Here is a 23,842-nt window from a genome sequence, read left to right as displayed (position 1 = left end):
CTCAGGCCTTTAGCGTGGCCATGTCAATCACGAAGCGGTACTTCACATCGCCGGCAATCATGCGGCTGAAAGCCTCGTTGATGTTGCCGATATCAAGCATCTCGATATCGCAGCTGATGCCGTGTTCGGCGCAGAACTCCAGCACTTCCTGGGTTTCAGCGATGCCGCCGATCAACGAACCGGCCAGTACCCGGCGCTTCATTACCAGGTTGGCCGCATGCAGCGCCGGGTCGACCGGTTCGATCAGGCCGACGAGGATGTGCACGCCGTCGAACGTGAGGGTTTCCAGGTAGGGGTTGAGATCGTGCTGGACCGGGATGGTGTCGAGGAGAAAATCAAAGCAGCCGGCGGCGGCCTGCATCTGCGCTGCGTCAGTGGACACGATCACATGGTCGGCACCCTGGCGCCGCGCTTCTTCGGCCTTGCCCGGTGAACGGGTGAAGAGGGTGACTTCGGCGCCCATGGCTTTGGCGAACTTGATGCCCATATGGCCCAGGCCGCCCATGCCGAGGATGCCGACGCGGTCGCCGGCCTTGACCCCGTAATGCTTGAGCGGCGAGTAGGTGGTGATGCCGGCGCAGAGGATCGGCGCGGCGCTGGGCAGGTCCAGGCCTTGCGGAATGCGCACGACGAAGTGCTCGCTGACCACGATGCTGCTGGAGTAACCGCCCATGGTGTTGCTGCCGTCGACCCGGTCGGGGGTGGCGTAGGTCATGGTCGGGCCTTCCAGGCAGTATTGCTCAAGGTCCGCCTGGCATGCTTCACAGTGACGGCAGGAGTCGACCATGCAGCCGACGCCGACCAGGTCACCGACCTGATAGCGGCTGACGTTGGCGCCGACGGCGGTGACCTTGCCGACGATTTCGTGGCCGGGCATCAGCGGGTAGACGGCGATGCCCCATTCGTTGCGGGCCTGGTGAATGTCGGAGTGGCACACGCCACAGTAGAGAATCTCGATCGCCACATCGTCGGCACGCGGGCTGCGGCGCTGGAAGGTCATGGGCGCCAGGGGCGCGGTGGCAGACTGGGCGGCGTAACCGATGGCTGTGTACATAGGGCCTCAAAAACGGTGATCAGTGAAGGCTGCGCATTCTGCGCATCAAGCGCCGCGCCGCCCATCGTCATTCCTCCGCCTGTCATGCCTAAAACTCCGTAGTTGGTCGCCGGGCCCTGGCGCCTGGCTGCGAAGCTGCGATGATGTCAGTGTCCAATCCTCCGTGCGGTTCTCCATGCAGCTCACTCGCCACTCCGATGCCAACGCCACCCTGTGCTCCCTGATCCGCTCCCTGGCGCTGCGCCCGGGCTTCGTCGACACGCGCCTGGCGCAGGTGCAGGTGCTGTCGGCCAGTCACTACGTGGCCAGCAGCCCGCAGATCTACGAGCCGAGCCTGATGATCCTCGCCCAGGGCAGCAAACTGGCGCGCCTCGGGCCGCGTACCCTGGAATACGGCGCCGGGCATTACCTGGTGCAGGCGCTGTCGGTGCCGTTCATGTGCGAGACCTTCGCCACCCCGCAAGAGCCGTTGCTGGGGGTGTCGGTGGCCATCGACCGGATCGTCCTGGGTGAGCTGGTGCAGAGCATGGGCCTGGCGCCGGACCGGGCGATCAAGGCGCAGACCCCGGAGTCGATGACTTCGGCGGCGCTGGATGAGGCCATGCGCGACAGTGTCGAGCGTTTGCTGCGCTGCCTGCACGACCCGCTGGACTGCCAGGTGATGGGCCAGGCGCGGGTGAGGGAAGTGCTGTATGTGGCCTTGCGCGGGCCGCAATCCGGGGTGTTGCGGGCCCTGGTGGAGCAGCAGGGCCACTTTGCCCGCATCGCGGCGGCGCTCAGCTACTTGCGCGAGCACTATGCCGAGCCGCTGAGCGTCGAAGCCCTGGCGGCGTGTGCAAACATGAGTGCCTCGACCTTTCACGAGCATTTCAAGCGCAGCACCTTGCTGTCGCCGATGCAGTACCTCAAGCGCCTGCGCTTGCTCAAGGCCCAGCAGATGCTGATTGGTGAAGGCCTGGGCGTGGCCCAGGCGGCGCACCGGGTGGGCTACCAGAGCACGTCGCAGTTCAGCCGCGAGTACAAACGCTATTTCGAGCGCAGCCCGGGGGAAGAACAGCTGTATCGGTAGCGCTACACCTGTGGGAGCGGGACTTGCCCGCGATCGAGCGCGAAGCGGTCGCAATCCAGGCGACAGATGATGTGCTGGTTGCACGGGCCTCATCGCGGGGCAAGCCCGCTCCTACCCATCAGTCATAATGCACGGCGAGCCACACCGTGGCCTGGGTGCTGTCGGTCCACTCCACCCGATGCCGGCAGTGCGCCGGAATCTCGATAAAATCCCCCGGCCGCAGCACTCGCTCGGCAGGCTCATGCTCCAGCCGCAACCCGGCAGACCCCGCCAGCAACACCACCCATTCCCCCTGCGCCTGGTTGTACCAGAACCCCGGCGGGCTGGCCTGGCCATGGGAGACGATACGCTCGATGCGCAGCCCCGGCCGGGCCAGCAGGGCTTCGAAGTGCTCTTGCGCGCCGGGAGTGGGGAGGGGGTTGAACAGGTTGTCGAGCATGGCGGCCTGGCTCTCGTCTGGTTGCAGATTGTGGTTTAAGGTGGGCACCTGCTTCTCATGACAGGGATCGATCATGAAACACCCGCTTTTGCAGCCCCTCGTTGTCGCGATGTTGCTGGGCACTGCGCTGCCAGCCCTGGCGGCCTTGCCCAGCGCACCGTCCTACATCGACGATAGCCTGTATTCGCCGGCTGCCAAGCAGCGCATCCTGCCGCCGATGTTCGCCCAGACCCTGGCCAGCACCCGCTACCTTGCCAAGCCGGACAACCCGCTGATCACCCAGGCCGAAGCCAGCGAATTCCGCCAGACCAGCAACTACGATGAAACCCGCGCCTACATGACCCGCCTGGCCGCCGCCTCCGGTGGCAGCATCGTGCTCAACGACCTGCCGGAGAAAAGCGCCGAAGGCCACCCGATGTTGATGGCCATTGCCTCCCTTGAGGTCGACAAATCACCCGCCGGGTTGAATGAGTCCGGCAAGCCGACGATCTTCGTCGAAGCCGAAATTCACCCGGGCGAGGCCAATGGCAAGGACGCGATGTTCATGCTCCTGCGTGACATGACCACCGGTGACAAGCCGCTGGCCGCCTTGCTGGAGAAGGTCAACATCCTGTTCATTCCCACCGTCAACGTCGACGGCGACCTGCGCCGCAGCGCCTACGGGCGGATCAACCAGAATGGCCCGGACGAAACCGGCTGGCGGGTCAATGGCCTGAACTACAACCTCAACCGTGACTTCACCAAGCTCGACAGCGCCGAGATCCGTAACGTCGCCTGGGTGTTCAACACCTACCAGCTGAGTTTTTTTGCCGACACCCATTCCACCGACGGCGCCATGTACCCCTACGACAGTTCCTATTGCCACAACGGCAACGGCTGGTCGCCAGCCAGCAGCGCCTGGATGGACAACGTCATGCGTGCGCCGGTGTACCAGGCGCTGGAGGCCGACGGCCATGTGGTGCATGAGTGCATCAGCCTCAACAGCAACCAGGACCCGGGCCAGGGTTACTACCCGTACCGCACCGACTATGCGCGCTTTTCCAACCAGTACGGCGACATTCGCAACGTACCGTCGATCCTGATCGAGCAACACGCCTTGCACCCTTACCAGACCCAGGTGCTGGGTAACTACGTGATGCTCAAGAGCATGTTCCAGGTGATCGGCGATCAGGCAGTGTCGCTCAACGAAGCCATCCGCCAGGACCGCGAGCGCCTGGAGGCCCAGGAGCAGGTGACCCTGACCTGGAAACCGGGCAAGGCCCAGACCACGGCGTTCACCGTCGGTGACTACCGCTATGAGCAGTCGCCGATCACCGGCGCCAGGACTATCGTCTGGAGCAACACACCGAAAAAACTCAACGTGCCGGTCACCGGCAACACCGAGCCCGACCTGGTGGTCAAACGGCCCCGGCAGTACGTGGTGCCGGGGCAGTGGCGCGAGGTGATTGCCCGGCTCAAGGCCCATGGCATTCACATGACTACCCTCGACAAACCGACGCCGATTGCGGTGACGCTGTATCGCATGGATGAGGTGAAAGTGGCAGGTGGCTTCGAGCCCGATCGCACGCAAAGCAACCAGATCCCGGGTTACGAAGGGCGTTTGCTGGTCAGCGGCGTGGCCAAACCGCTGGAGCGCTTGCAGACCTTCCCGGCGGGTTCGGTGGTGATCGATACCGACCAGCCGTTGGGCGTGCTGGCGGTCAACCTGCTGTACCCCGAAAGCCCGGACTCGTTCTGGGCCTGGGGCTTTTTCAACGCGACCCTGGTGGCGGCTGAAGAGCCCGAGGAATACGTGATGGAGCCAATGGCGCGCAAGATGCTCGCCGAGAGTCCGGACTTGAAGGCCGAGTTCGACAAGAAACTCAAGAGCGACAAGGCCTTCGCCGCCAGCCCCAGCGCCCGCCTGCACTGGTTCTACCAGCGCACGCCGTTCTATGACGTCAATGCGTTCGTCTATCCGGTGGGCGCGGTGTACTGATTCCGGTATCAATCGGTCTGAAATCGGTATTGGTGTTCAGCAAAACCTGTGGTCTATAAAGGCTCTGGTCTTCCGGCCAGAGCCTTCACTGCATGAACATCCGTCGCCGTTCACTGTTCGCCGCGAGCATGGCCCACGCCGTGCACGATGGCCTCACCGACGTCATCTACGTATTGCTGCCGCTGTGGCAGGCGCAGTTTGCCCTGAGCTTCGTCCAGGTCGGCCTGCTGCGTGGCGCCTATGCCGGGATGATGGCTGGCCTGCAGCTGCTGGCCAGCCGCGCAGCGAAACGCTGGGGCCGGGAGCGGCTGTTAGTGGGCGGCACCGCCCTGGCCGGGCTGGCTTACCTGGTTGCCGGGCAGGCCGGTGGCCTGGGCATGCTGCTGTTCGCGTTGTTGCTGGGCGGCCTTGGCGCCAGTACCCAACACCCCCTGGCGTCCTCGTTGGTCACCGACACCCATGAGGCCGGGGGCGGGGTCAAGGAGGCGCTGGCGCATTACAATTTTGCCGGTGATATCGGCAAGATGCTGGTGCCCGCCGGGGTCGGCTTGCTGTTGCTGGTGACCAGCTGGCAAACCAGTGTGACCGTGCTGGGCCTGCTAGGCCTGGCTGTCGCTGCCGTGCTCTGGTGGCTGGTTGCACCGCAGACCTCGTTGGCGTCGAGCCCGCGCAAACCCGTCATTGCCAGTGGCAACGAGTCCAGCAATGGCCTGGCCGCATTGCTGCTGACCGGCACCCTCGATAGCGCAGTGCGCATGGGTTTTCTGACCTTTCTGCCGTTCCTGCTGCAAGGCAAGGGCGCAGGCTCTGCGGGTATCGGCCTGGCGTTGATGCTGCTGTTCGTCGGCGGCGCTTTCGGCAAGCTGCTGTGCGGCTACCTGGGCGCGCGCATCGGCATGATGAAAACCGTGTGGTGCACCGAGTCGCTGACCGCGCTGCTGATCGTGTTGATGCTGTTTTTGCCGCTGACGGCGATGCTGGCGCTGTTGCCGCTGCTGGGCCTGGTGCTCAATGGCACTTCGTCAGTGCTGTACGGGGTGGTGCCGGAACTGACGGGGGCGGGCAAGCGCGATCAGGCCTTTGCCTTGTTCTACACCGGCACCATCGGCGGTGGCGCGCTGGCACCGGTGGTGTTTGGGCGGGTAGGCGATGGGGCCGGCATCACGGCGGCAGTGATGACGCTCGCGGCAATCCTGCTGCTGACCCTGCCGCTGTCCTGGTGGGTAGAGCGGCAACTGCAATCGGGTTTGCCGACGACCGTTTAGCCACAGCGGCGCAGGCTGGACGCTATCCCACCCCCTGTGGCACTGTCGGCGCCACAGATCGGCAGCAAGCGGGGTTGGCCAATGCTCAGCAGTACCCAGTTCAAGGCATTCAATCGTTGTGTCCTGCAACTGGCCAGCCTTGCCCGCGAGCGCGGCGGTTCGCATTTCATCGCCGAGGGCCTGCAGGCGTTTCGCGCGCTCGTGCCGTTCGCCTCGGCCTGGTGGGGCGAGATGTCCGGCGCTGTCGCCAGTGCGCCGCCGCAAAGCTGGATGCACGGGCGCATCGACCTGCCGCCGGCCTTTGCCCGCGAATGGAGCGAGGTCGCCGGCATCGACTGCTTCGCCCACACCACCCTGGAGCGGCCGGGGCAGGTCGTGCGCGACAGCGAGTTCACCGACCCCAACGAAGCGGTCAATGTGTTCGCCCGCCGTTACGACCTCTACCACCTGATGTGCATCACCTTCGAGTTGCCACAGAGCGGTCTGAATTTCTACGTCTGCCTGTACCGAGGCCAGCACGACGCTGCTTTCAGCGACAGCGAGGATGAACTGTTCGCCGCCTTCTGCGAGCAACTGCTGCAACTGTGGCGCTTTCAGGTGCAGGACATGATCCGTCTCGATACCGGCAACGCCGCTGCCGATTTTGGCATTGCCCGTCTGGATGGCAGCCTGCTGTATGTGGGCGCGCGCGTGTGCGCGGCGATCGAGCAAGCGCTGCCGGGCTGGAGCGGCTCGCTGCTGCCGCCGCAGGTGAGCGCGCAACTTGCCAGGGCGCCCTGCGTGATGCGCCTGGGCCGCAGCAGCCTGACCCTCAGTGGCAACGGCGAGCATGTAATCCTGTCGCTGGAGGCGCCACCCCCAGGGGTGCTGTTGGCCCCCCGCGAGCGCACCGCAGCCATGCTGTTCGCTGCCGGTCACTCCTACAAGGAAATCGCCCGGATCCTGTCCTTGAGCCCGGCAACCGTGCGCACCTACCTGCGCAATTGCTACGTGCAACTGGGGGTCAAGAGCAAGGTGGAACTGGGCGCGGCCTTGCGTGCGGCGCTGCCGGTGGCGGAAAAAACTGCCTGACCCTCCTCATTTGCAGAGGTCCCTTGCCTTGCTGCGCTCTATAGGGTGTGACCAGCCCCGATAACAACAAGAGAGCGCTGCAATGCAACGATTGATTCCCACGCTGTTGGCCACTGCGCTGGCCTGTTCTGCGCTGCCGGCATTGGCCGCTGCGGACCTGGTGCTGTTCAACGGCAAGGTGTTCACCGCCGAACCCGGCCAGGGCCTGATGCAAGCGGTCGCGGTCAAGGATGGCAAGGTCCTGCAAGTGGGCAGCGACGCACAGATCCAGGCCCTGGCCGATGCCCACACGCAACGTATCGACCTGGCGGGCAAGGTGCTGATGCCCGGCATGATTGACAGCCACAGCCACCCGGTGGTGGCGGCCTTCGACAGCCTCGGGGCCAACCTGCAGGATGAGGTCAAGCCGCTGCCCGAGCTTGAGCAGTGGATCCTCGCCGAGGTCGGGCAAGGCCGTGGCAAGGCGGGTGAGGTGATCAGTATCGCCGGGGTGAGTTCGGCCTACTGGGACAACAGCCGCGAGCTTGGCCAGCTGTTCAACCAGGGCCGCTGGGCCCGCCAGCCGCTGGTGCTCAGTGGCATCGACGGCCACACCGGCTGGGCCAACCAGGCCATGCTCAAGCGTTTGCAGATCGATGCTGCGCTGGTCAAGGGCCTGTCCGAACAGGACCGCAGCTATGTCGGGCATGACGTCGACTTCACCCCCAACGGCTACTTTGCCGAAGCGCGCTGGGACCAGGTACGCAGCCAGATTCCTGCGGCCAGCCAGGAAGTGATGCTCAAGGCCGCGCGCGAGGCGGTCAGGGTCAACAACCAGTACGGCGTCACCGCCTGGATGGATGCCGCGGCCAATGCCGGCAGCGGTGACTCGCTGTTCGACTTCAAGGCCACCGCGCAGACGGTTGGCGTGCTGCCGTTGTACCGGGCACTGGCCGAACGGGGCGAGCTCAATGCCCATGTCGCGGCGCTGATGATCACCAACCCCAAGAGCCGGCCGGCGGACCTTGAGGTGCTAGCCAAGGTCGTGAAGCAGTTCGAAGGCGTGCCCAACCTGAGCTTTCCGGGCATCAAGGTGTTCGTCGATGGCGTGCTGGAATACCCCGGGCAGACGGCGGCGGTGATCACCCCGTACAGCAACAGCCACAAAAATGGCCAACTGCTGATCGAGCCGCAGCACTTCGGCGAGTTGGTGGCGGCGGCCGAGCAGCGTGACTGGATCGTGCACATGCATGCGGTCGGCGACCGGGCGGTGCGCGAGTCGCTCAATGGCGTCGCCTATGCGCGCACGCTGCAGGGCACGCCGCTCGCCCACAGCATCAGCCACCTGCAATTGGTCGACCCCAAGGACTTTGCGCGCTTCAAGCAACTGGGGGTAATCGCCTCCATGCAACTGCTGTGGGCAACCGGCGAGAACTACACGGTCGAGCTGGTCAAACCTTACGTCAGCGCCCAGGCCTACGCCTACCAATACCCGGCGCACTCGCTGCAACAGGCCGGTGCAGTGATCGCCGGCGCCAGCGACTGGCCGGTGTCCAGCCCCAACCCGTGGAACGCCATTGCCCAGGCCATGACCCGCAAGGGCCCGCTGGGTGTGCTCAACGCCGGGGAAAGCGTCGATCGCCAGGTCATGTTCCAGGCCTACACCCTCAATGCCGCCAAAGCCCTGCGCCTGGAGCGGCAGATCGGCTCGCTGGCGCCCGGCAAGCAGGCCGACCTGATCGTGCTCGATCGCGATGTGTTCAAGGTCAGTGCCGAGGACCTGTTCGAGACCCGGGTGCTCAACACCTACTTCGCCGGCAAGCAGGTCTACGCCAGCGAGTCCTGAAACCGCTGTTACCCGCACACTCATAACAACAAGGGTCTGGTATGAACACACGCTTGCTCATTGCTTTCGCCTGCCTGGCGCCGCTGACGGCCCAGGCACTGCCACTCAACGATGACTTCAGCCTCGACATGAGCCTTGCCGCCACCAGCGACTACCGCTCCCGTGGCATCTCGCAAAGCCTCGGCGACCCGGCGCTGCAGGCCGGTGCCACGCTGATGCACAGCAGTGGCCTGTACGTCGGCGCCTGGGCCTCGACGGTGGATTACGGCTTCGACTACAAGACCCGCCAGGAAATCGAGTACTACGCCGGCTGGTACTGGCAGGCTACCGAGGCCATCAGCCTGGACCTTGGTTATCTCAAGTACAGCTACCCCAAGGAAGGCCAGTTCAACATGAGCGAGGTTTACGCCATTGTTGACCTCTATGGGCTCAAGCTTGGCGCCTACTATTCCAATGATGCGCCAAATGCCTTTGGCAAGGACCAGGACACGTTGTACAGCTATGTTGCCTACAGTTTCGCCTTGCCGGCCGAGGTTGGCCTGGAGTTGCGGGCAGGGCGCAACGATGTCAAGGACCCGGCGTTCTGGTCGGCCAGTGGTGATGAGCGCAATACGTACTATGAGTGGGAGGCCAGGCTGAGTCGCGAGTTCGTCGGCGTGACCTGGGGCTTGAGCTATATCGATACCGACCTGTCCAAAAGCGAATGCAGCAGTTGGTATGGCTATGACGACCTGTGCTCGGCGACCGTGGTGGTGAGTGCCAGCAAGGCGTTCTAAGCCAGCATCAATCCAATCCTGTAGGTAGCGCCAAACCTGTGGGAGCGGGCTTGCCCCGCGATCGAGCGCGCAGCGCTCGTAATTTGCTGGCTGCACAAAGCCCATCGCTGGCAAGATGGGCGCAGTCCGGTAAAACGAGCGTCGTATGCCCCACGCCAACGATCACACGCCATGGCAGATATTCCTGATCTTCCTGCGCCTGGGCCTGACCTCCTTCGGCGGCCCCATCGCCCATCTTGGCTACTTTCGCGACGAGTTCGTCAGCCGCCGTCGCTGGCTGAGCGAGCGCAGTTATGCCGATCTTGTGACGCTTTGCCAGTTTCTGCCGGGGCCGGCCAGCAGCCAGGTCGGCATCGCCCTGGGGCTGTCGCGCGCAGGTTATGCCGGAGCGCTGGCTGCGTGGGCCGGGTTTACGCTGCCCTCGGCACTGGCGCTGATCCTGCTTGCCCTGGGGCTGGCCGGTTACGCTGAAGCGGTACCCGCCGGCATCCTCCATGGTTTGAAAGTGGTGGCTGTGGCGATCGTCGCCCAGGCGGTCTGGGGCATGGCACGCAACCTGTGCCCGGATGTGCCACGGATCTCCCTGATGGCAATTGCCACCTGCCTGGTGCTGCTGGTGCCTGCGGCCTGGGCCCAGGTAGCGATAATTGCCGCCGCTGGCGTCGCCGGCCTGTTGCTGTTCAAGCCGGGCAACAGCGTCGAACACGATCCCTTGCCGATCGCCATCGGCCACCGCGCGGGCAGCCTCTGGCTGCTGCTGTTTTTTGCCCTGTTGCTAGGTTTGCCACTGTTGGCCGAACTCTGGGCCAGCCCGACCCTGAACATGATCGATGCCTTCTACCGCACCGGCTCCCTGGTGTTCGGTGGCGGTCACGTGATGCTGCCGTTGCTGCAGGCCGAGGTGGTGCCCACTGGCTGGGTCAGCAACGAGACGTTTCTGGCGGGGTACGGCGCCACCCAGGCAGTCCCCGGCCCGCTGTTCACCTTTGCCGCCTTTCTCGGTGCCTCGATGCACGGGCCGCAGTCCGGCTGGCCGGGGGCCGTCCTGTGCCTGCTGGCAATCTTCCTGCCGTCGTTTTTGCTGGTGCTCGGTGCGCTGCCGTTCTGGGAGCGCTTGCGCACCAACCAGCGCATGCAGGCGGCGATGCTCGGCATCAATGCGGCGGTGGTGGGGCTGTTGCTGGCGGCGCTTTATCAGCCGGTGTGGACCAGCGCCATCCTCCAGCCCCTGGACTTTGGCCTGGCGCTGCTGGCACTGGTGGCGCTGCTGTTCTGGAAACTGCCGCCCTGGCTGGTGGTGATTGCTTGTGGCCTGGGCGGCCAGTTGTTGAGCCTGCTCAGATGAAGATCGTACCGCGCATGAACAGCGCAGCCTGACCGCTGATGATCACCCGGCCGTTGTCCTGCACTTCACAGTGCAACTGGCCCTTGCGCGCACCGCCTTGCTCGGCTGTCAGGCTGCGCTTGCCCAGGCGCTCGGCCCAGTAGGGCGCGAGCGAAGTGTGGGCGGAACCGGTGACCGGGTCTTCGTTGACGCCTACCCGCGGGCCGAACCAGCGCGAGACGAAGTCGAAGTGCGTGCCGGCGGCAGTGACCGCAATGCCGCGCACGTCAAACGCGGCCAGCGCTGCAAAGTCGGGTTCAAGACCGGCAATCAGCGCTTGATCCTCGACCACCACCAGGTAGTCATCGGTGCGGTACAGCGCCTCGATCCGCTCCAGGCCCAGGGCCTGCAACAAGCCATCGGGCACTGCCACGGCTTGTGGCTGCTTGGCCGGGAAGTCCATGGCCAGGCGAGCACCGTCACGGCGAACCCGCAATTCGCCGCTACGGGTGGCAAAGCGCAGGGTGTCGCACTGTTCACCCAGTTGCTCGAACAATACCCAGGCGGTCGCCAGGGTGGCGTGGCCGCACAGGTCGACCTCTACCGTCGGGGTAAACCAGCGCAGCTCGAACAGCTCGCCGTTGCCTACTACATAGGCGGTTTCCGACAGGTTGTTCTCGGCAGCAATCTGCTGCAGCGTGGCATCCGGCAGCCAGGCTTCCAATGGGCACACCGCGGCCGGATTGCCGCCAAACGCCGTGGCCGAGAAAGCGTCTACCTGGAACATTTCAAGTTGCATGCTGATCATTCCTGTCCGTTATCTGCTGCCCGGATCTGCTCCAGGTAGTTGTAGATGGTGTAGCGGGTTACGCCGAGTGTGGCGGCGGCCTTTTCGATGCCGCCCTTGACGATGAACAGGCCGCGCTCCTGCATTTGCCGCACGGCCTCGATTTTTTGCGCTTTCTTCATGCCGAGCACGCCACCGGGGCAGGCGTCCTGGATGATCTCGGCCATCAGCTGCGTCATGTCTCTGGATTCATCCGGTGCTGGCGCAGGTGCGCTCGCCAGCCCCAGTAGCCCACCGAGCACTTGATGCGCGGCAGCGATTGCGCTGAGGTCAGTGTTGATGCACAGGCTGGCAAACGGCTGCCCGCTGCTGTCGCGATACACCACGGTAGCGCTGCGCAAGGGACGGCCGTCGGGGGCGAGGGTGGCGTAGTTCTCGATCACGACGGGATCGCTACTTGAGCGATCCTCCATAGCCCGGCGCACGGCGGCGAAACCCAGATCATGGCGTGGCCCGCCCAAAACCGAACCACCGACCTGGCGTCCGGTGACATGGCCGTTGGCGATGGCGAGGATGGAGCGCTGCGGCTTGAGCAGGTCATGCAGGACAATTTCGGTGTGGGAGCCGAGTGCATGGCTGAGCATTTTCAGCGTGCTGTGCAGTACACCAAGAATCAGCCGTCGTTCGCTGCTCAATGCGCTGGAAACCTTCATCAGGACCTTCGAGAGAGTTGAATAATGGCGATCAAGCTATCAACAGATAGTTGAAATATCAACTTACTGTAGAATATTTAACCTGCATTTCCATCCGGTAGGGCCCTGGCGGATTGCGTCCGCCCGGCTCAGGCACTTAAGATATAACCATTCTCATTTAATGCCTGCGCCAATGAACGTGCCTCCTCCTGCTGACAGTCTCGACACCTTGTACAAGGGCTATCACGGCTGGTTGCTGGGGTGGCTGCGGCGACGCCTGGACTGTCCGCACAATGCCGCCGACCTGGCGCAGGACACCTTCGTGCGCCTGCTCAGTGCGGGTGCCTACGTGGCGCCGCGCGAGCCACGGGCGTTTCTGGCCACGGTGGCGCGACGGCTGCTGGTCGACCGCAGCCGTCGGCAAAAGCTCGAACAAGCTTACCGTGAAGAACTTGCCCGGTACGTCGAGCACCTCGACCAGGCCCCATCCCCCGAACAACTGCTGGCGGCGGTAAATGCCCTTGAACACATTGCCCGCGCCCTGGAACAGATGAGCTCTCGCGTACGTCAGGTGTTCATCCTGCGTCACCTGGAAGGCCTGAGCCATGCGCAAATCGCCGAGCGCTTTCAGGTCTCGAGCAAAACCGTGCAGAACGATCTGGTCCAGGCTCTGTTGCAGTGTCACGCCGCCAGCGAGTCGGCACGATGAGCCCGTCACCCAGCGCCGCGGTATTGCGCGAGGCTGCCGAATGGTTGGTGCGCCTGGACGATGAGCCGAGCGCTGCCGACCAGCAGGCGTTCGGCGCCTGGTTGGCTGAATCCGACGAACACCTGGACGCCGTGCAACGCTTGCAAGGTAGCCTCGCGTCGCTGCGCCAGCTGCCTCGTGCCCCGGCCCGCGCTGCCTTGCAGCGGGTGACGGCAGCAAGCCCCGGCAAGCACGCACTCAAGGCGCTGGCCGTCGGCCTGGCACTGTTGTTGCCGACCGCGGCGTTGCTCCAGCATTATCCGCCAGCCTACCTGATGGCCGATCTGCGCACGGGCACTGGCCAGTGGCGCAGCGAGCAATTGCCGGACGGCAGCCGCATCAGCCTGGATGGCCGTTCGGCGGTCGACCTGCAGTTCGATGCACAGACCCGCACCTTGCGCCTGGTCAGTGGCGAGATCCTCGTGGAAGTGGCCAAGGACGCCACTCGGCCATTCAAGGTGGTCACCGAGCACGGCAGTATTCGCGCGCTGGGCACGCGCTTCGTAGTGGAGCGCCTGGGCGATAGCACGCGCCTGGTGATGATCGAGTCGAGCACCGAAGTGCGCAGCGGCGCCAGCACCCAGACGGTGAGTGCCGGGCAGCAGGTGCAGTTCAGTGCCGCGGGCATGCAGGCGCTGCAGGCAGTGGATGCCTCGGGCCTGGAGCAGGCATGGGCCAGGCAGCAGATGCTGGTGCGCGAACAACCCTTGAGCGAGGTGCTGGAGCGCCTGGCCCGCAATCATCAGGGCTACCTGCTGTTCGACGCCAAGGCCCTGGCGCACCTGAACGTCACTGCGGTGCTGCCTGCCGACGACAGTGAGCGGGCCTTGCGCCTGCTGGCGCGCAGTTTCCCGATCCGGGTGGAGCACTACACGCCTTGGCTGACCCGTGTCAGACTCGAATAAAAATTATTATCAAGCGCTTCCAGTTCTTGTTACCCGAGCGTCCTTGTATTAGCCCAATACATCGGAGAGTCGGGAACATGTTTTCACCCAAGCCATTCAAGCCCTGCCGTGCGTTGACCCTGGCGGTCCATTTCGCCCTTGGCGCCGTGCCTCTGCTGGCAGCCCAGCCGCTACAGGCCCAGCAGCAGATAAAACGCTACGACATTCCTGGCGGCCCTTTGGGTGACGTGCTGAGCCGCTTTGCCCGCGAGAGCGGCCTGGCCATCTCGTTCAATGCCGGGCAAGTGGCAGGCCTTGCCAGTGCCGGTCTGCAGGGCAGTTACGCGGTGCAGGAAGGGTTCGCCCAGGTCCTGCGGGGCCATGCATTGCAGGCACAGGCGAGCAGCGATGGCTATGTGCTGGTCGAGGTGCCCGCCGCCAATGGGGCATTGGAACTGGGCGCCACCAGTATCAATGGACAGATGCTGGGAAGCATCACCGAAGACAGTGGTTCCTACACCACCGGGCCGATGCAGACGGCGACCAAACTGCCGCTGACTATCCGCGAGACGCCGCAGTCAGTGACGGTGATCACCCGTCAGCGCATGGACGACCAGAACCTGCGCAGCCTTGAAGATGTGCTCAAGAGCACCCCGGGCATGTCCATGACCAAGGATGGCCCGCAGCGCCCGACGTTCTACGCGCGTGGCTTTACCGTGGAAAACCTGATGAACGACGGGCTGTCCAACGACCTGTCGCATTACCTGTCGCGGGACATGAACTCGGCGCCGGACATGGCCATCTACGACCACGTCGAAGTGGTGCGCGGCGCCACCGGGTTGATGCAGGGGGCGGGTACGCCGTCGGCGGCCATCAACATGGTGCGCAAGCGCCCGACCGCGGACCCGCGCGTGAGCATCACCGCCAGCGCCGGTAGCTGGGACAACTACCGCAGCGAAGTGGATGCTTCCGGGCCACTCAACGACAACGCCACCTTGCGCGGGCGGGTGGTCACGGCGTACCAGACGCGCAACAGCTTTCAGGATGTCACCGACAGCGAGCGTTCGGTGTTCTACGCCATTGGCGAAGCCGACCTCAGCGACAACAGCACCCTGACCCTCGGCGTCTCCAACCAGCGTGTCAACAACACCGCGACCTGGGGCGGCTTGCCAACGGCCATCGATGGCAGCGACCTGCATTTGTCCCGCAAGACCTACCTGGGCAATGACTGGGAGTACTGGGACCAGGACAACACCACGGTGTTCAGCCGCCTGGATTACCGCTTCGACAACGACTGGAAACTGCTGTTGGCCGCCAGCCGCACCTGGTCGGACCTGAAGATGCTGGGCAGCATGACCGAACGCATGGGCGACGGGGGCGAGGTGTTCGGTCAGTACCTGGGCCAGTACCACTATGACGATGAGCAGAGCAGTTACGACGCCTACGCATCGGGGCCTTTCCAGTTGCTCGGGCGGACCCATGAACTGGTGGTCGGGGCCAGCCGGCGTGAGCTGACCTTCGAAGGCAAGGGCAACTACAGCGACGACGCAATCGGCATGGATATCTACAACTGGGACCCGGGCTCGCTGCCCAAGCGCGAGCTGGACCTGAGCTACTGGCATCAGGACCGCGAGACCTCGCAGACCGGCGCCTACCTGACCACCCGCTTCAACCTGGCCGATGACCTGAAGCTGATCCTCGGCGGGCGCCTGGACTGGTACGACAACGACACCAGCACCCGCAACGGCAGCCGCGCGCCAACCGGCAGCGACTACTCGGTGACGCGCCATGTCACGCGTTACGCCGGCATCATCTATGACCTGGATGTGCACCATTCGCTATACGCCAGCTACACCGACATCTTCAAGCCGCAGTCGGAACTGGACGCGGCGGGCGCCGCGATCGAGCCGATGGAGGGCAAGAACTATGAGCTCGGGATCAAGGGCGAGTACTTCGACGGCAGCTTGAATGCCAGTGCCGCAGTGTTTCGCATCGACCAGCAAAACCGCGCCAAGACGCTTGAGCTCAATGAGTGCTCGGCGCTGGTGCCCAGTTGCGCGGAGGCTGCCGGCAAATTGCGCAGCGAAGGGATCGAACTTGAGCTCAACGGCACCGTTCTGCCGGGCTGGGAGTTGGGCGCGGGCTATACCTTTGCCCAGGTCAAATACGTCAAGGACAGCAACCCGGCCAACGAGGGACGCCTGTTCGATACTGACATTCCCCGGCATGTGTTCAAGGCCTTCACCACCTATCAACTGCCGGGTGAACTGCAACGCTGGAAGGTCGGTGGCGGCCTGTACCGGCAGAACCAGATCTACAACAAGGGCAACAATTTCTATGCCACCGAGAGCCGTTACCGTATCGAGCAGGAGGCCTATACCCTGGTCGATCTGATGCTCAACTACCAGGCTTCCGAGCACCTCGATGTGCGCTTGAACCTCAACAACGTGTTCGACAAGAAGTACTACCAGAGCATTGCCGGCAATACCGGCTACGGCGGCAACCTGTACGGCGATCCGCGCAACTTCATGCTGACCACGCGCTGGAGCTTCTAAGGCCAGGGCTGGTGCCAAGATGAGGCCGGTGCAGCCAGCACATCAGCTTCGGTGCATGCCGCGCTCAAGTTTCGCCATCTTGCGCCGAAGCACTCTGGCCCTCCGCTCAAAAATAAGGACATCCCGTGTTGAGAAAGCTGCTCCAGGCCACCGCTATCATCGCCACCCTGTCGATGACTGGCTGCGTGTCCTACAACGTCACCGGCCCATTGGGCGCCCCGCAACATCCTGCCGCCAGCACCAGCCCGCGCACGGCGCAAGTGGCCGATGTGGCGGTCACCGCACCGGGTATCGACGAGGCCACGCGCAAGGCCATCAGCCGCTCGCTGACTGCGCAGCTCGACCAGTACGTCGAGGCCGGCAAGTACTTCAAGCAGGTCAGCGAATACCCGACCCGCCTGGATGAGCAGGACGTGATGCTCAAGTTCAACATGACCTCGCTCAAGGGCCATCGCGGGCCACATCCAGGCTACGTGCCGGGGGCCTTGCTGACCCTGACCGTGTGGATCTGGGTCAACGGCCCGATCTATGTCGACAGCTTCGACGTCGCCGGTGACCTGGTGATCGAGGATCGCAACGGCAAGACCCTGGCCAGCTCCCGCCAGGCGCTCAAGCTCGAGCGCAATGTCGGCCTCTACCGCCGCGAATACTGGGCCCCGACCCTGGGTGCGCCGCAACTCAACGAAGTGGTTGCCAAGCTGCTTGACGACGCCACGCTGAAACTGGCCAAACAGTAATTTCCAGGAAGATTCCCATGCTGCGTATCATCAAGGCCAACCTGCTGCTCGGCGCTGTGCTGCTGACTGGCTGCGTCTCTTACTCGCAACACGAATTGGCGCCGGTCCAGAGCTGGCCGCCACAGGCACAAGCGCAGGCGGTTAAGCCGACCGCCTACGTACGTACCACCGCCCAGTACCAGGTCAATCGCGGCCAGCCCAATGCCACCGCCGGCGGGCCGGCCGAAGCCTGGGAGAAAGCGCTGGTCGAGACCTACAATCAGTCCGGGCGCTTCGCCCGGGTGAGCACCGAGAAAGTCGCGGCGGATATCTACGCCGAATCGACCCTGACCAACCATGAGCAGTACAGCGTGGCGTCGGCGATCATTACCGGGGCGACCTTCTTCATCATCCCGTCGACGGCGCGCAACACCTTTACCCTCGACACGGTGTTCAAGGACAAGGACGGCAAGGAGCTGGGGCGCATCAGCAAAAGCGAGTCGGTACGCACCTGGATGCACCTGGTGCTGATCGTCGGGATTCCGTTCCAGCAGGACACCCGCGAACTGGTCCGCCAGTTGACCCAAAGCACGCTGGACGAGGCGGTCAAGCGCCAGTTGTTGTAAGGCCTCATTGCTGCAAGCCAGCTCCTACAGGCCCTGCACCAACCCTGTGGGAGCCGGCCTTGCCGGCGATGGGCTACGCAGTAGCCCCGCGCAACAAGCGCTCGACCTGCGCCAGCTCCCAGGTGCTGAGCAAACTCACCGGATCGGCGCCCCATTGCCAACGGTCCAGCGTGCCCTCACGGCCGTCACTGCTGCAGCACTTGAGGCAATGGTGCAGGCGGGTACCGTCGAAATCCAGGCTCAGGCGCCAACCGTCAATGTCGACTTCAGTGCCGACACGCCGCAACGGACGAACGCCCAGGGCGGCATCACGCAGTTGCTGGCAAACCTCACGGGCGCTCAGGGCTGGCATCGGTTCCCCCTCTCAAGGTGCATGGCATAGGCAAAATGGGGTTTGAGCATAAAGCCTGCCGGCGCCAGTGTCAGCCAGTGCGCCAGGGCTTGATCTGCCGCGGCCAAGTGCGTAGCGTCCGCGCCTTGGCCTTTTGAGTAACCGCTATGACCCTGATGGAACGACTCTTCACCTGCGCGTTTGGATTGAGCGCAATGGCCCCGGCCCTGGCTGCCGACAACCTGGCCATTCAACACTGGACCCAGCCCAGTGGCGCGCGGGTCTACCTGTTGCCTCAAAGCCAGGCCAGCGACCTGCAGATCCAGGTTGACTTCGATGCCGGCAGCCGCCGCGACCCACTGGACCAACCGGGCCTGGCGGTGCTTGGCGCAGCGCTTGCGGTGGAAGGTATCCATGCCCAGGGCGATGCCCCGGAGCTGAACGGCAACGCGCTGCGAATGGCCTGGATGCGCCTGGACAGTGAACTGAATACCCAGGTCGATGCCGACCGCTTCAGCTACATCCTGAAGATCACCGACACCAGTGCCCAGCGCCAGGCCGAGGCCACGGCGTTGCTCGGTCGGCAGATTGCCGAACCCGCCTTTGCCGGCAGCATCTGGTTCCGGGCCAAGCCGTATTACATTCGCCAGGTCAACGGCGAAACCACCCGGCGTTTTGCCGGGGTAGGGCAACGCTTTGCCCAGGCGGTGTATGGCGACCATCCCTATGGCCGCGAACTGACCCGCCCAGGGCTGCAGCGCAACAAGCAGATTGACCTGGACGAGTACGCGCTACCGTTCGGCTATGCTCTGACCCCGGCCATGCTCGAGCGCACCCGCATGGAAGATTTGCGCACGCATTACCGTGCAATGATGCTGCCATGCCGGGCCACGGTCAGCCTGGTCGGCAATCTTGACCGGGCTCAGGCCGATGCCGTGGCCAATGCAGTGCTTGGGCGCTTGCCGAGCGGTGATTGCACCGCGTTGCCAGCGCTGCCCAAAGTGCAGGCGTTGAGCCAGGCCAGCCGCGAGCAACTGGAACCGCAGCAGGGTACGATCTGGATACAGATCGGCCAGCCGGCAGTGCCACGCAGCGACCCGGACTTTTTCCCGTTGCTGCTGGGCAGCGACATTCTCGGTGGCGAGCACTGGCCGACGCGGCTCAATCGGGCCGTGGGCGCTGAGCTTGGCGGCGATGTCAGCTGGGAATCGGCCAGCTACTTCGCCATGGGCCAACAGGCCGGGGCCTTCGTGATCTCGCTGGAAGTCCCTGCCGGGCATCAGGAGCAGGCACAGAAGGCGGCCCATCAGGCGTTGACGCGCTTTGTCAGCGAGGGCCCGAGCGCCGAGGAACTGGCTGAGGCCAAGGCGCGGCTACTCGAGCTTTTTGCCGGCACCAGCCGCCACCGCCTGCTTGAGCATGTTGCGCAGATCGCCTTGAACGGCTTGCCGGACGATACCCTGGTGACCTGGCGCCAACAGCTTGAGGCGGTGACGCCTGCGCAAGTCAAGGCGGCGTTCAAGCGCGTCGTTCAGCCACAGAAGCTGGCGACCGTGGTGGCGGGGCAAGATCTGTAGGAGCGGCGGTGCGGCGATCCGACTTGCCCCGCGAAAAGGGGATTGTGAAATTTCCCACGCATCATGATAATGAGAGTAATTACCATTAATGTGTGATCACCCTCGTGCCGAGCTCTGTCGACTCCAAGGCTATCGTCGCCCACCTCTATAGCGACCATCATCGCTGGTTGCGCGCCTGGCTGTACCGCCGGCTGAACTGCCCGCACGATGCAGCGGACCTGGCCCAGGACACCTTTGTCCGGGCCATGACCAGCAGCGCCTTGCCCGCCCTTGAAGAACCCCGCGCCTTTCTCGCCACCGTCGCCCGCCGCCTGCTGAGCAACTTGTTTCGGCGTCGTGCGCTGGAGCAGGCCTACCTCGACGAGCTGGCGTGCCTGCCCGAACACTGCATGCCCTCGGCCGAAGACGTGGTGCTGGTGCGTGAAGCGCTGGCCGAAATCGACCGCGTGCTCGATGGCCTGCCGGTGCGGGTGCGTCACGCCTTTATCCTGCATCGCCTCGAAGGCATGAGCCAGCCGAGCATTGCCGAGCATCTGGGGGTGTCGCTGGCCACGGTCGAGCGCGACCTGCGCCGGGCCTTCGTGCATTGCCTGAGCGCGAGGCCGGAATGAGCAACACACAACTGGACCGCGCCACCCACGAAGCAGTGGACTGGCTGCTCAAGCTGGAGAATGTTGCTGCCGGCAGCCCGTTGCTGGTGGCGTTCAACAGCTGGCTCGAACAGTCTCCCGGCCATCAGGCCGCTTGGCAGCGGGTCAATGCCTTGCTCGGCGACCCCCTGGCCGATCTGCAGCAAGCCGAACAGCGCAACCCCGGCCAGCTGGCCATGGCCAGCCGCAGTTTGCGTGCCTTGCCTTCGCCGTCGCGGCGCAAGGCACTGGGCGGCGGTCTGGCGATGTTGTTGCTGGGGCTGGGCGCCGGGGCAATTGGTAATCGGGTGGCGCCGCTGGGCGATTTGCTTGCCGACCTGCGCACCGGCACCGGTGAACGGCGTACCTTCACCCTGGCCGATGGTTCGCGCCTGTGCCTGAACGCGCGCAGCGCGGTGGATGTGCGTTTCAGCGCCGGGCAGCGGCTGGTGCTGCTGCGCGACGGTGAGCTGCAAGCCGATGTGGCCGCAGAGCCGGGCCGACCCTTTATCGTCGCTACCCGCGAAGGCCAGGTGCAAGCCCTGGGCACGCGCTTTAGCGTGCGCCAGGAAGAGCGCCAGAGCCTGGTTTCGGTGCAACAGCACAGCGTCATGCTCAGCAGCGGCAGCGCGCCAGCCCAGCGTGTGGAAGAGGGCCAGGCCTTCCGTTTTGATGGCCACGGCAGCCAGCCTGTGGCGGCCTCACTGCGCACCCGGGCGAGCTGGGCCGATGGCCGTATCGATGTCCGCGACGAGCCTCTGGGCGAGCTGATCGAGGCCTTGCGCCCGTACCGCGCCGGGCTGTTGCGCATCAGCCCGCAGGCCGCGCAGGTGCGCGTCTATGGCAGCTTCCCGCTGGATGACAGCGAGCGCACCTTGCGCTCCCTGGCCGAGACCCTGCCGATCCGGATCGACAGCTTTGGCGGCTGGCTGACCCGTATCGATGTGATCTGAATAAAAATAATTACGATTTCGCTGAGGGGATTCGGTCACTGGCGTGTCCTCGTTATGGACAACAACCTCGAACGAGCCAACACCTCCATGCCCGACTCCATGATCCGCCCCAGCCTGCTGGCCCTTGCCATCGCCCTGGGCAGTAGTGCGCCGCTGTACGCGCAGGCGCAAACCGACAGCAGCGTCAGCGCCAGCCAGCGTTTTGATATCCCGGCCGGGGACCTGGGCGAAGCCTTGAGCCACATTGCCCGCCAGTCCGGCCGGGTGCTGTCGGTCAAGCCGGCACTGTTGCAGGGCAAGCGCTCGGCAGCGGTCAGCGGTCAGTTCACTCCCGAGCAAGCGGCGACCCAGGCCCTCAATGGCAGCGGTCTCAACCTCAACATCACCGTCGGCGGCACCTGGAACCTGGTGCCGGCCGAGCAGAGCGGGGCGCTGGAACTGGGCCTGACCCAGATCGTTTCCAACGCCGGCGAAGATGCCTGGGGGCCGGTCCAGGGCTATGTGGCCAAGCGCACCGGCACTGCGACCAAGACCGACACCTCAGTGCTGGAAGTGCCGCAGACCATCAACGTCATCACCCAGGATGAAATCAAGGCGCTTGGCTCGCAGACGGTCACCCAGGCCCTGCGCTACACCCCGGGTATCACCGGTGGTGGTTTCTCCGACCGGGTCGGGATCTTCGACGAGCCGACCTCCCGCGGCTTCAGCCCGACGCCGCTGTACCTGGACGGCCTGCACCTGCCTTATGGCGGCGGCAGTACTGGCGGTGCGCTGCAGATCGATCCGTACGCGCTGGAACGTATCGAGGTGATGAAGGGCCCGGCCTCGGTGCTCTATGGCCAGAACCAGCCAGGTGGCCTGATCAACATGGTCTCCAAGCGCCCGACCGCGACGCCGCTGCATGAAATCAAACTCGGTGGCGGCAGCCAGGACCGGCGTTACGGCGCGTTCGATTTTGCCGGCCCGGTGGATGACCAGGGCGAGTACCAGTACCGCGTGACCGGCATGGGCCTGGACAAGAACGGCGAGGCCGACTACGTCGAACAGCAGCGCTACATGATCGCCCCGAGCCTGACCTGGAACCCCAACGAGCAGACGCGCCTGACCGTTTACGGCCACTACCAGCGCGACAACGGCGTGCCGGAAGCCCAGGGCCTGCCAGCGGTGGGCACGGTGTTTGCCAGCCCCAATGGGCGGATCAAGCGCAGCCGATTCATCGGCGAGCCGGGGGTCAACTCCTACGATCGCGAGCAGTACACCTTTGGCTATGAAGTCAGTCATGAGCTGGACGACGTCTGGACCTTCAAGCAGAACACCCGCTACGCCTACGTCGATGACAAATACCGGGCGCCGCTGCACGGCTACGCCTTCGTGCCCAACCCGGTCACCGGGGCTGACGACCAGAGCGCGATGACCCGCTACGGGGTCGACTGGGCCCAGCGCAACAAGGTGTTTGGCATCGATAACATGGCCCAGGCCAAGTTCAACACTTTCGACGTCGCCCACACCCTGTTGATCGGCGTTGATTACTACCACTCCAACTCCAAATTCCTCGGCCTGTACGACCGCAATCCGCCGGTCATCGACCTGTACAACCCGGTGTACGGCAAGCCAATGAACTTCGGCCAGCCGTTCAAGTGGGACCGCACCATCAATCAGACCGGCCTGTACGTGCAGGATCAGCTCAAGCGGGACAACTGGTTCCTGACCCTCGGTGGCCGCTACGACTGGGCCGAGGCCGATAACAAGGAGCCGATCGCTGGCACCCATACCACCGTCAAGGACGAGAAGTTCACCGGCCGCGCGGGGCTTGGCTATGCCTTCGACAATGGCGTGACGCCTTATGTCAGCTACTCCGAGTCGTTCCTGCCGCTGAGCGGTGCCGACTACGCGGGCAAGGCGTTCGAGCCGTCCACCGGCAAGCAGGTCGAGGCGGGTATCAAGTACCAACCGCCTGGCCAGGACAGCTTCATTCAGTTGTCGGTGTACGAGATCAACCAGCAGAACATCCTCACCGCCGACGTCGGCAACCCCGGCTTCAACAGCCAGGTCGGCGAACTGCGCTCACGCGGCGTCGAGCTTGAAGGAAAGGCCAACCTCACCGATAACCTGGGCCTGATCGCTTCGGTATCGCGCAACGACGTGGTTTACACCAAGGACAACGATGGCCGTGAAGGTCGTCATCCGTCGGGCACCCCGCCGATGACCGCATCGCTGTGGCTGGACTATCACTTCACCGGTGATACCCCGATTGCCGGCCTGGGCATGGGGTTGGGTGCACGTTATGTGCGCGGCAGTGACGGCACCGATTTTGCCGATGGCCACTTCAGCATCCCGTCCTACACCGTGTACGACGGCATGGTCTCCTACGATTTGCAGCAGTCGCCATTGCGCCTGAAAGGGGTGAAGTTGCAGGTCAACCTGCAGAACCTGGAAGACAAGGTGTATGTCAGCCGTTGCACCAGTGACGTGGATTGCTACTACGGCGAAGGGCGGACCATTACCACTGACCTGACCTATAACTGGTAAGACCGACTTGCCCG

General features: G+C 64.1%; 21 protein-coding genes. 16 read left to right on the top strand and 5 right to left on the bottom strand.

What is annotated here, in order from left to right:
• Position 1 precedes the first annotated feature (1 nt).
• Positions 2-1,054, bottom strand: a complete 1,053-nt coding sequence (locus tag JV241A_RS25650; protein WP_115086842.1) for an NAD(P)-dependent alcohol dehydrogenase — start codon at positions 1,052-1,054, stop codon at positions 2-4.
• Positions 1,055-1,229: 175 nt separating this feature from the next.
• Here JV241A_RS25650 and JV241A_RS25645 point away from each other — a divergent pair, with 175 nt between their 5' ends.
• On the top strand, positions 1,230-2,123 hold the full coding sequence (locus JV241A_RS25645) for an AraC family transcriptional regulator (RefSeq protein ID WP_134065103.1): 894 nt from the start codon (positions 1,230-1,232) through the stop codon (positions 2,121-2,123).
• A gap of 118 nt (positions 2,124-2,241) precedes the next feature.
• On the opposite strand, the gene JV241A_RS25640 is transcribed toward JV241A_RS25645, so the two are convergent.
• Positions 2,242-2,562 (bottom strand): cupin domain-containing protein, encoded by a 321-nt coding sequence (locus JV241A_RS25640; RefSeq protein ID WP_166675763.1) that lies wholly within the window; start codon positions 2,560-2,562, stop codon positions 2,242-2,244.
• A 73-nt stretch (positions 2,563-2,635) separates the two neighbouring features.
• On the opposite strand from JV241A_RS25640, the gene JV241A_RS25635 reads away from it, so the two are divergent.
• The 6 genes from JV241A_RS25635 (at position 2,636) to chrA (ending at position 10,822) form a co-directional block, all read left to right on the top strand.
• Positions 2,636-4,540 carry a M14 family metallopeptidase gene (locus tag JV241A_RS25635; protein ID WP_115086839.1) on the top strand — a complete coding sequence of 635 codons (1,905 nt, stop codon included), beginning with the start codon at positions 2,636-2,638 and terminating at the stop codon, positions 4,538-4,540.
• Between the two features lie 92 nt (positions 4,541-4,632).
• Positions 4,633-5,805, top strand: a complete 1,173-nt coding sequence (locus JV241A_RS25630; protein WP_134065099.1) for an MFS transporter — start codon at positions 4,633-4,635, stop codon at positions 5,803-5,805.
• An 81-nt stretch (positions 5,806-5,886) separates the two neighbouring features.
• Positions 5,887-6,876, top strand: coding sequence for a LuxR C-terminal-related transcriptional regulator (locus JV241A_RS25625; protein WP_115086837.1), 990 nt, complete (start codon positions 5,887-5,889; stop codon positions 6,874-6,876).
• 82 nt (positions 6,877-6,958) lie between these two features.
• Positions 6,959-8,701, top strand: coding sequence for an amidohydrolase (locus JV241A_RS25620; RefSeq protein WP_134065097.1), 1,743 nt, complete (start codon positions 6,959-6,961; stop codon positions 8,699-8,701).
• A gap of 41 nt (positions 8,702-8,742) precedes the next feature.
• On the top strand, positions 8,743-9,477 hold the full coding sequence (locus JV241A_RS25615) for a TorF family putative porin (RefSeq protein ID WP_115086835.1): 735 nt from the start codon (positions 8,743-8,745) through the stop codon (positions 9,475-9,477).
• A 145-nt stretch (positions 9,478-9,622) separates the two neighbouring features.
• Positions 9,623-10,822 carry a chromate efflux transporter gene (chrA, locus tag JV241A_RS25610; protein WP_115086834.1) on the top strand — a complete coding sequence of 400 codons (1,200 nt, stop codon included), beginning with the start codon at positions 9,623-9,625 and terminating at the stop codon, positions 10,820-10,822.
• On the opposite strand, the gene JV241A_RS25605 is transcribed toward chrA, so the two are convergent.
• Both JV241A_RS25605 and JV241A_RS25600 read right to left on the bottom strand, forming a co-directional pair.
• On the bottom strand, positions 10,815-11,600 hold the full coding sequence (locus tag JV241A_RS25605; protein WP_115087121.1) for a PhzF family phenazine biosynthesis protein: 786 nt from the start codon (positions 11,598-11,600) through the stop codon (positions 10,815-10,817). The genes chrA and JV241A_RS25605 overlap by 8 nt on opposite strands.
• A 5-nt stretch (positions 11,601-11,605) precedes the next feature.
• A complete protein-coding gene (locus JV241A_RS25600; RefSeq protein ID WP_134065095.1) occupies positions 11,606-12,301 on the bottom strand; it encodes a PAS domain-containing protein in 696 nt (231 codons plus the stop codon).
• 172 nt (positions 12,302-12,473) lie between these two features.
• Between JV241A_RS25600 and JV241A_RS25595 the strand changes: the two genes are divergently transcribed.
• The 5 genes from JV241A_RS25595 (at position 12,474) to JV241A_RS25575 (ending at position 17,809) form a co-directional block, all read left to right on the top strand.
• A complete protein-coding gene (locus JV241A_RS25595) occupies positions 12,474-12,989 on the top strand; it encodes a sigma-70 family RNA polymerase sigma factor (RefSeq protein WP_166675755.1) in 516 nt (171 codons plus the stop codon).
• Positions 12,986-13,933 (top strand): FecR domain-containing protein, encoded by a 948-nt coding sequence (locus JV241A_RS25590; protein ID WP_134065093.1) that lies wholly within the window; start codon positions 12,986-12,988, stop codon positions 13,931-13,933. Before JV241A_RS25595 ends, JV241A_RS25590 begins: the two co-directional genes overlap by 4 nt.
• Positions 13,934-14,010: 77 nt before the next feature.
• Entirely contained in the window at positions 14,011-16,467 is a 2,457-nt protein-coding gene (locus JV241A_RS25585; protein WP_134065091.1) for a TonB-dependent siderophore receptor, read from the top strand.
• A gap of 125 nt (positions 16,468-16,592) precedes the next feature.
• Complete coding sequence (locus JV241A_RS25580) at positions 16,593-17,204, top strand: hypothetical protein (RefSeq protein WP_115086829.1); 612 nt, start codon at positions 16,593-16,595, stop codon at positions 17,202-17,204.
• Between the two features lie 17 nt (positions 17,205-17,221).
• Positions 17,222-17,809: a hypothetical protein gene (locus JV241A_RS25575; protein WP_115086828.1), complete on the top strand. Its 588-nt coding sequence runs from the start codon at positions 17,222-17,224 to the stop codon at positions 17,807-17,809.
• 73 nt (positions 17,810-17,882) lie between these two features.
• Here JV241A_RS25575 and JV241A_RS25570 read toward each other — a convergent pair whose 3' ends face one another.
• Complete coding sequence (locus JV241A_RS25570; protein WP_134065089.1) at positions 17,883-18,161, bottom strand: hypothetical protein; 279 nt, start codon at positions 18,159-18,161, stop codon at positions 17,883-17,885.
• A gap of 194 nt (positions 18,162-18,355) precedes the next feature.
• Between JV241A_RS25570 and JV241A_RS25565 the strand changes: the two genes are divergently transcribed.
• The 4 genes from JV241A_RS25565 (at position 18,356) to JV241A_RS25550 (ending at position 23,828) form a co-directional block, all read left to right on the top strand.
• The gene (locus JV241A_RS25565; protein ID WP_166675754.1) at positions 18,356-19,717 is read left to right on the top strand and encodes an insulinase family protein; all 1,362 of its coding nucleotides are present in this window, start codon (positions 18,356-18,358) and stop codon (positions 19,715-19,717) included.
• Between the two features lie 104 nt (positions 19,718-19,821).
• A complete protein-coding gene (locus JV241A_RS25560) occupies positions 19,822-20,328 on the top strand; it encodes a sigma-70 family RNA polymerase sigma factor (protein ID WP_134065087.1) in 507 nt (168 codons plus the stop codon).
• The gene (locus JV241A_RS25555; RefSeq protein WP_134065085.1) at positions 20,325-21,299 is read left to right on the top strand and encodes a FecR family protein; all 975 of its coding nucleotides are present in this window, start codon (positions 20,325-20,327) and stop codon (positions 21,297-21,299) included. Before JV241A_RS25560 ends, JV241A_RS25555 begins: the two co-directional genes overlap by 4 nt.
• A gap of 87 nt (positions 21,300-21,386) precedes the next feature.
• Positions 21,387-23,828: a TonB-dependent siderophore receptor gene (locus tag JV241A_RS25550; RefSeq protein ID WP_134065350.1), complete on the top strand. Its 2,442-nt coding sequence runs from the start codon at positions 21,387-21,389 to the stop codon at positions 23,826-23,828.
• The last annotated feature ends 14 nt before the right edge of the window (positions 23,829-23,842 follow it).

Origin of the sequence: Pseudomonas sp. JV241A (genome assembly GCF_900275665.1) — a bacterium.
Lineage (GTDB): Bacteria > Pseudomonadota > Gammaproteobacteria > Pseudomonadales > Pseudomonadaceae > Aquipseudomonas > Aquipseudomonas wadenswilerensis.
The sequence above is the reverse complement of the archived record's forward strand: the minus strand, read 5'-3'. Positions and strand labels throughout refer to the sequence as shown.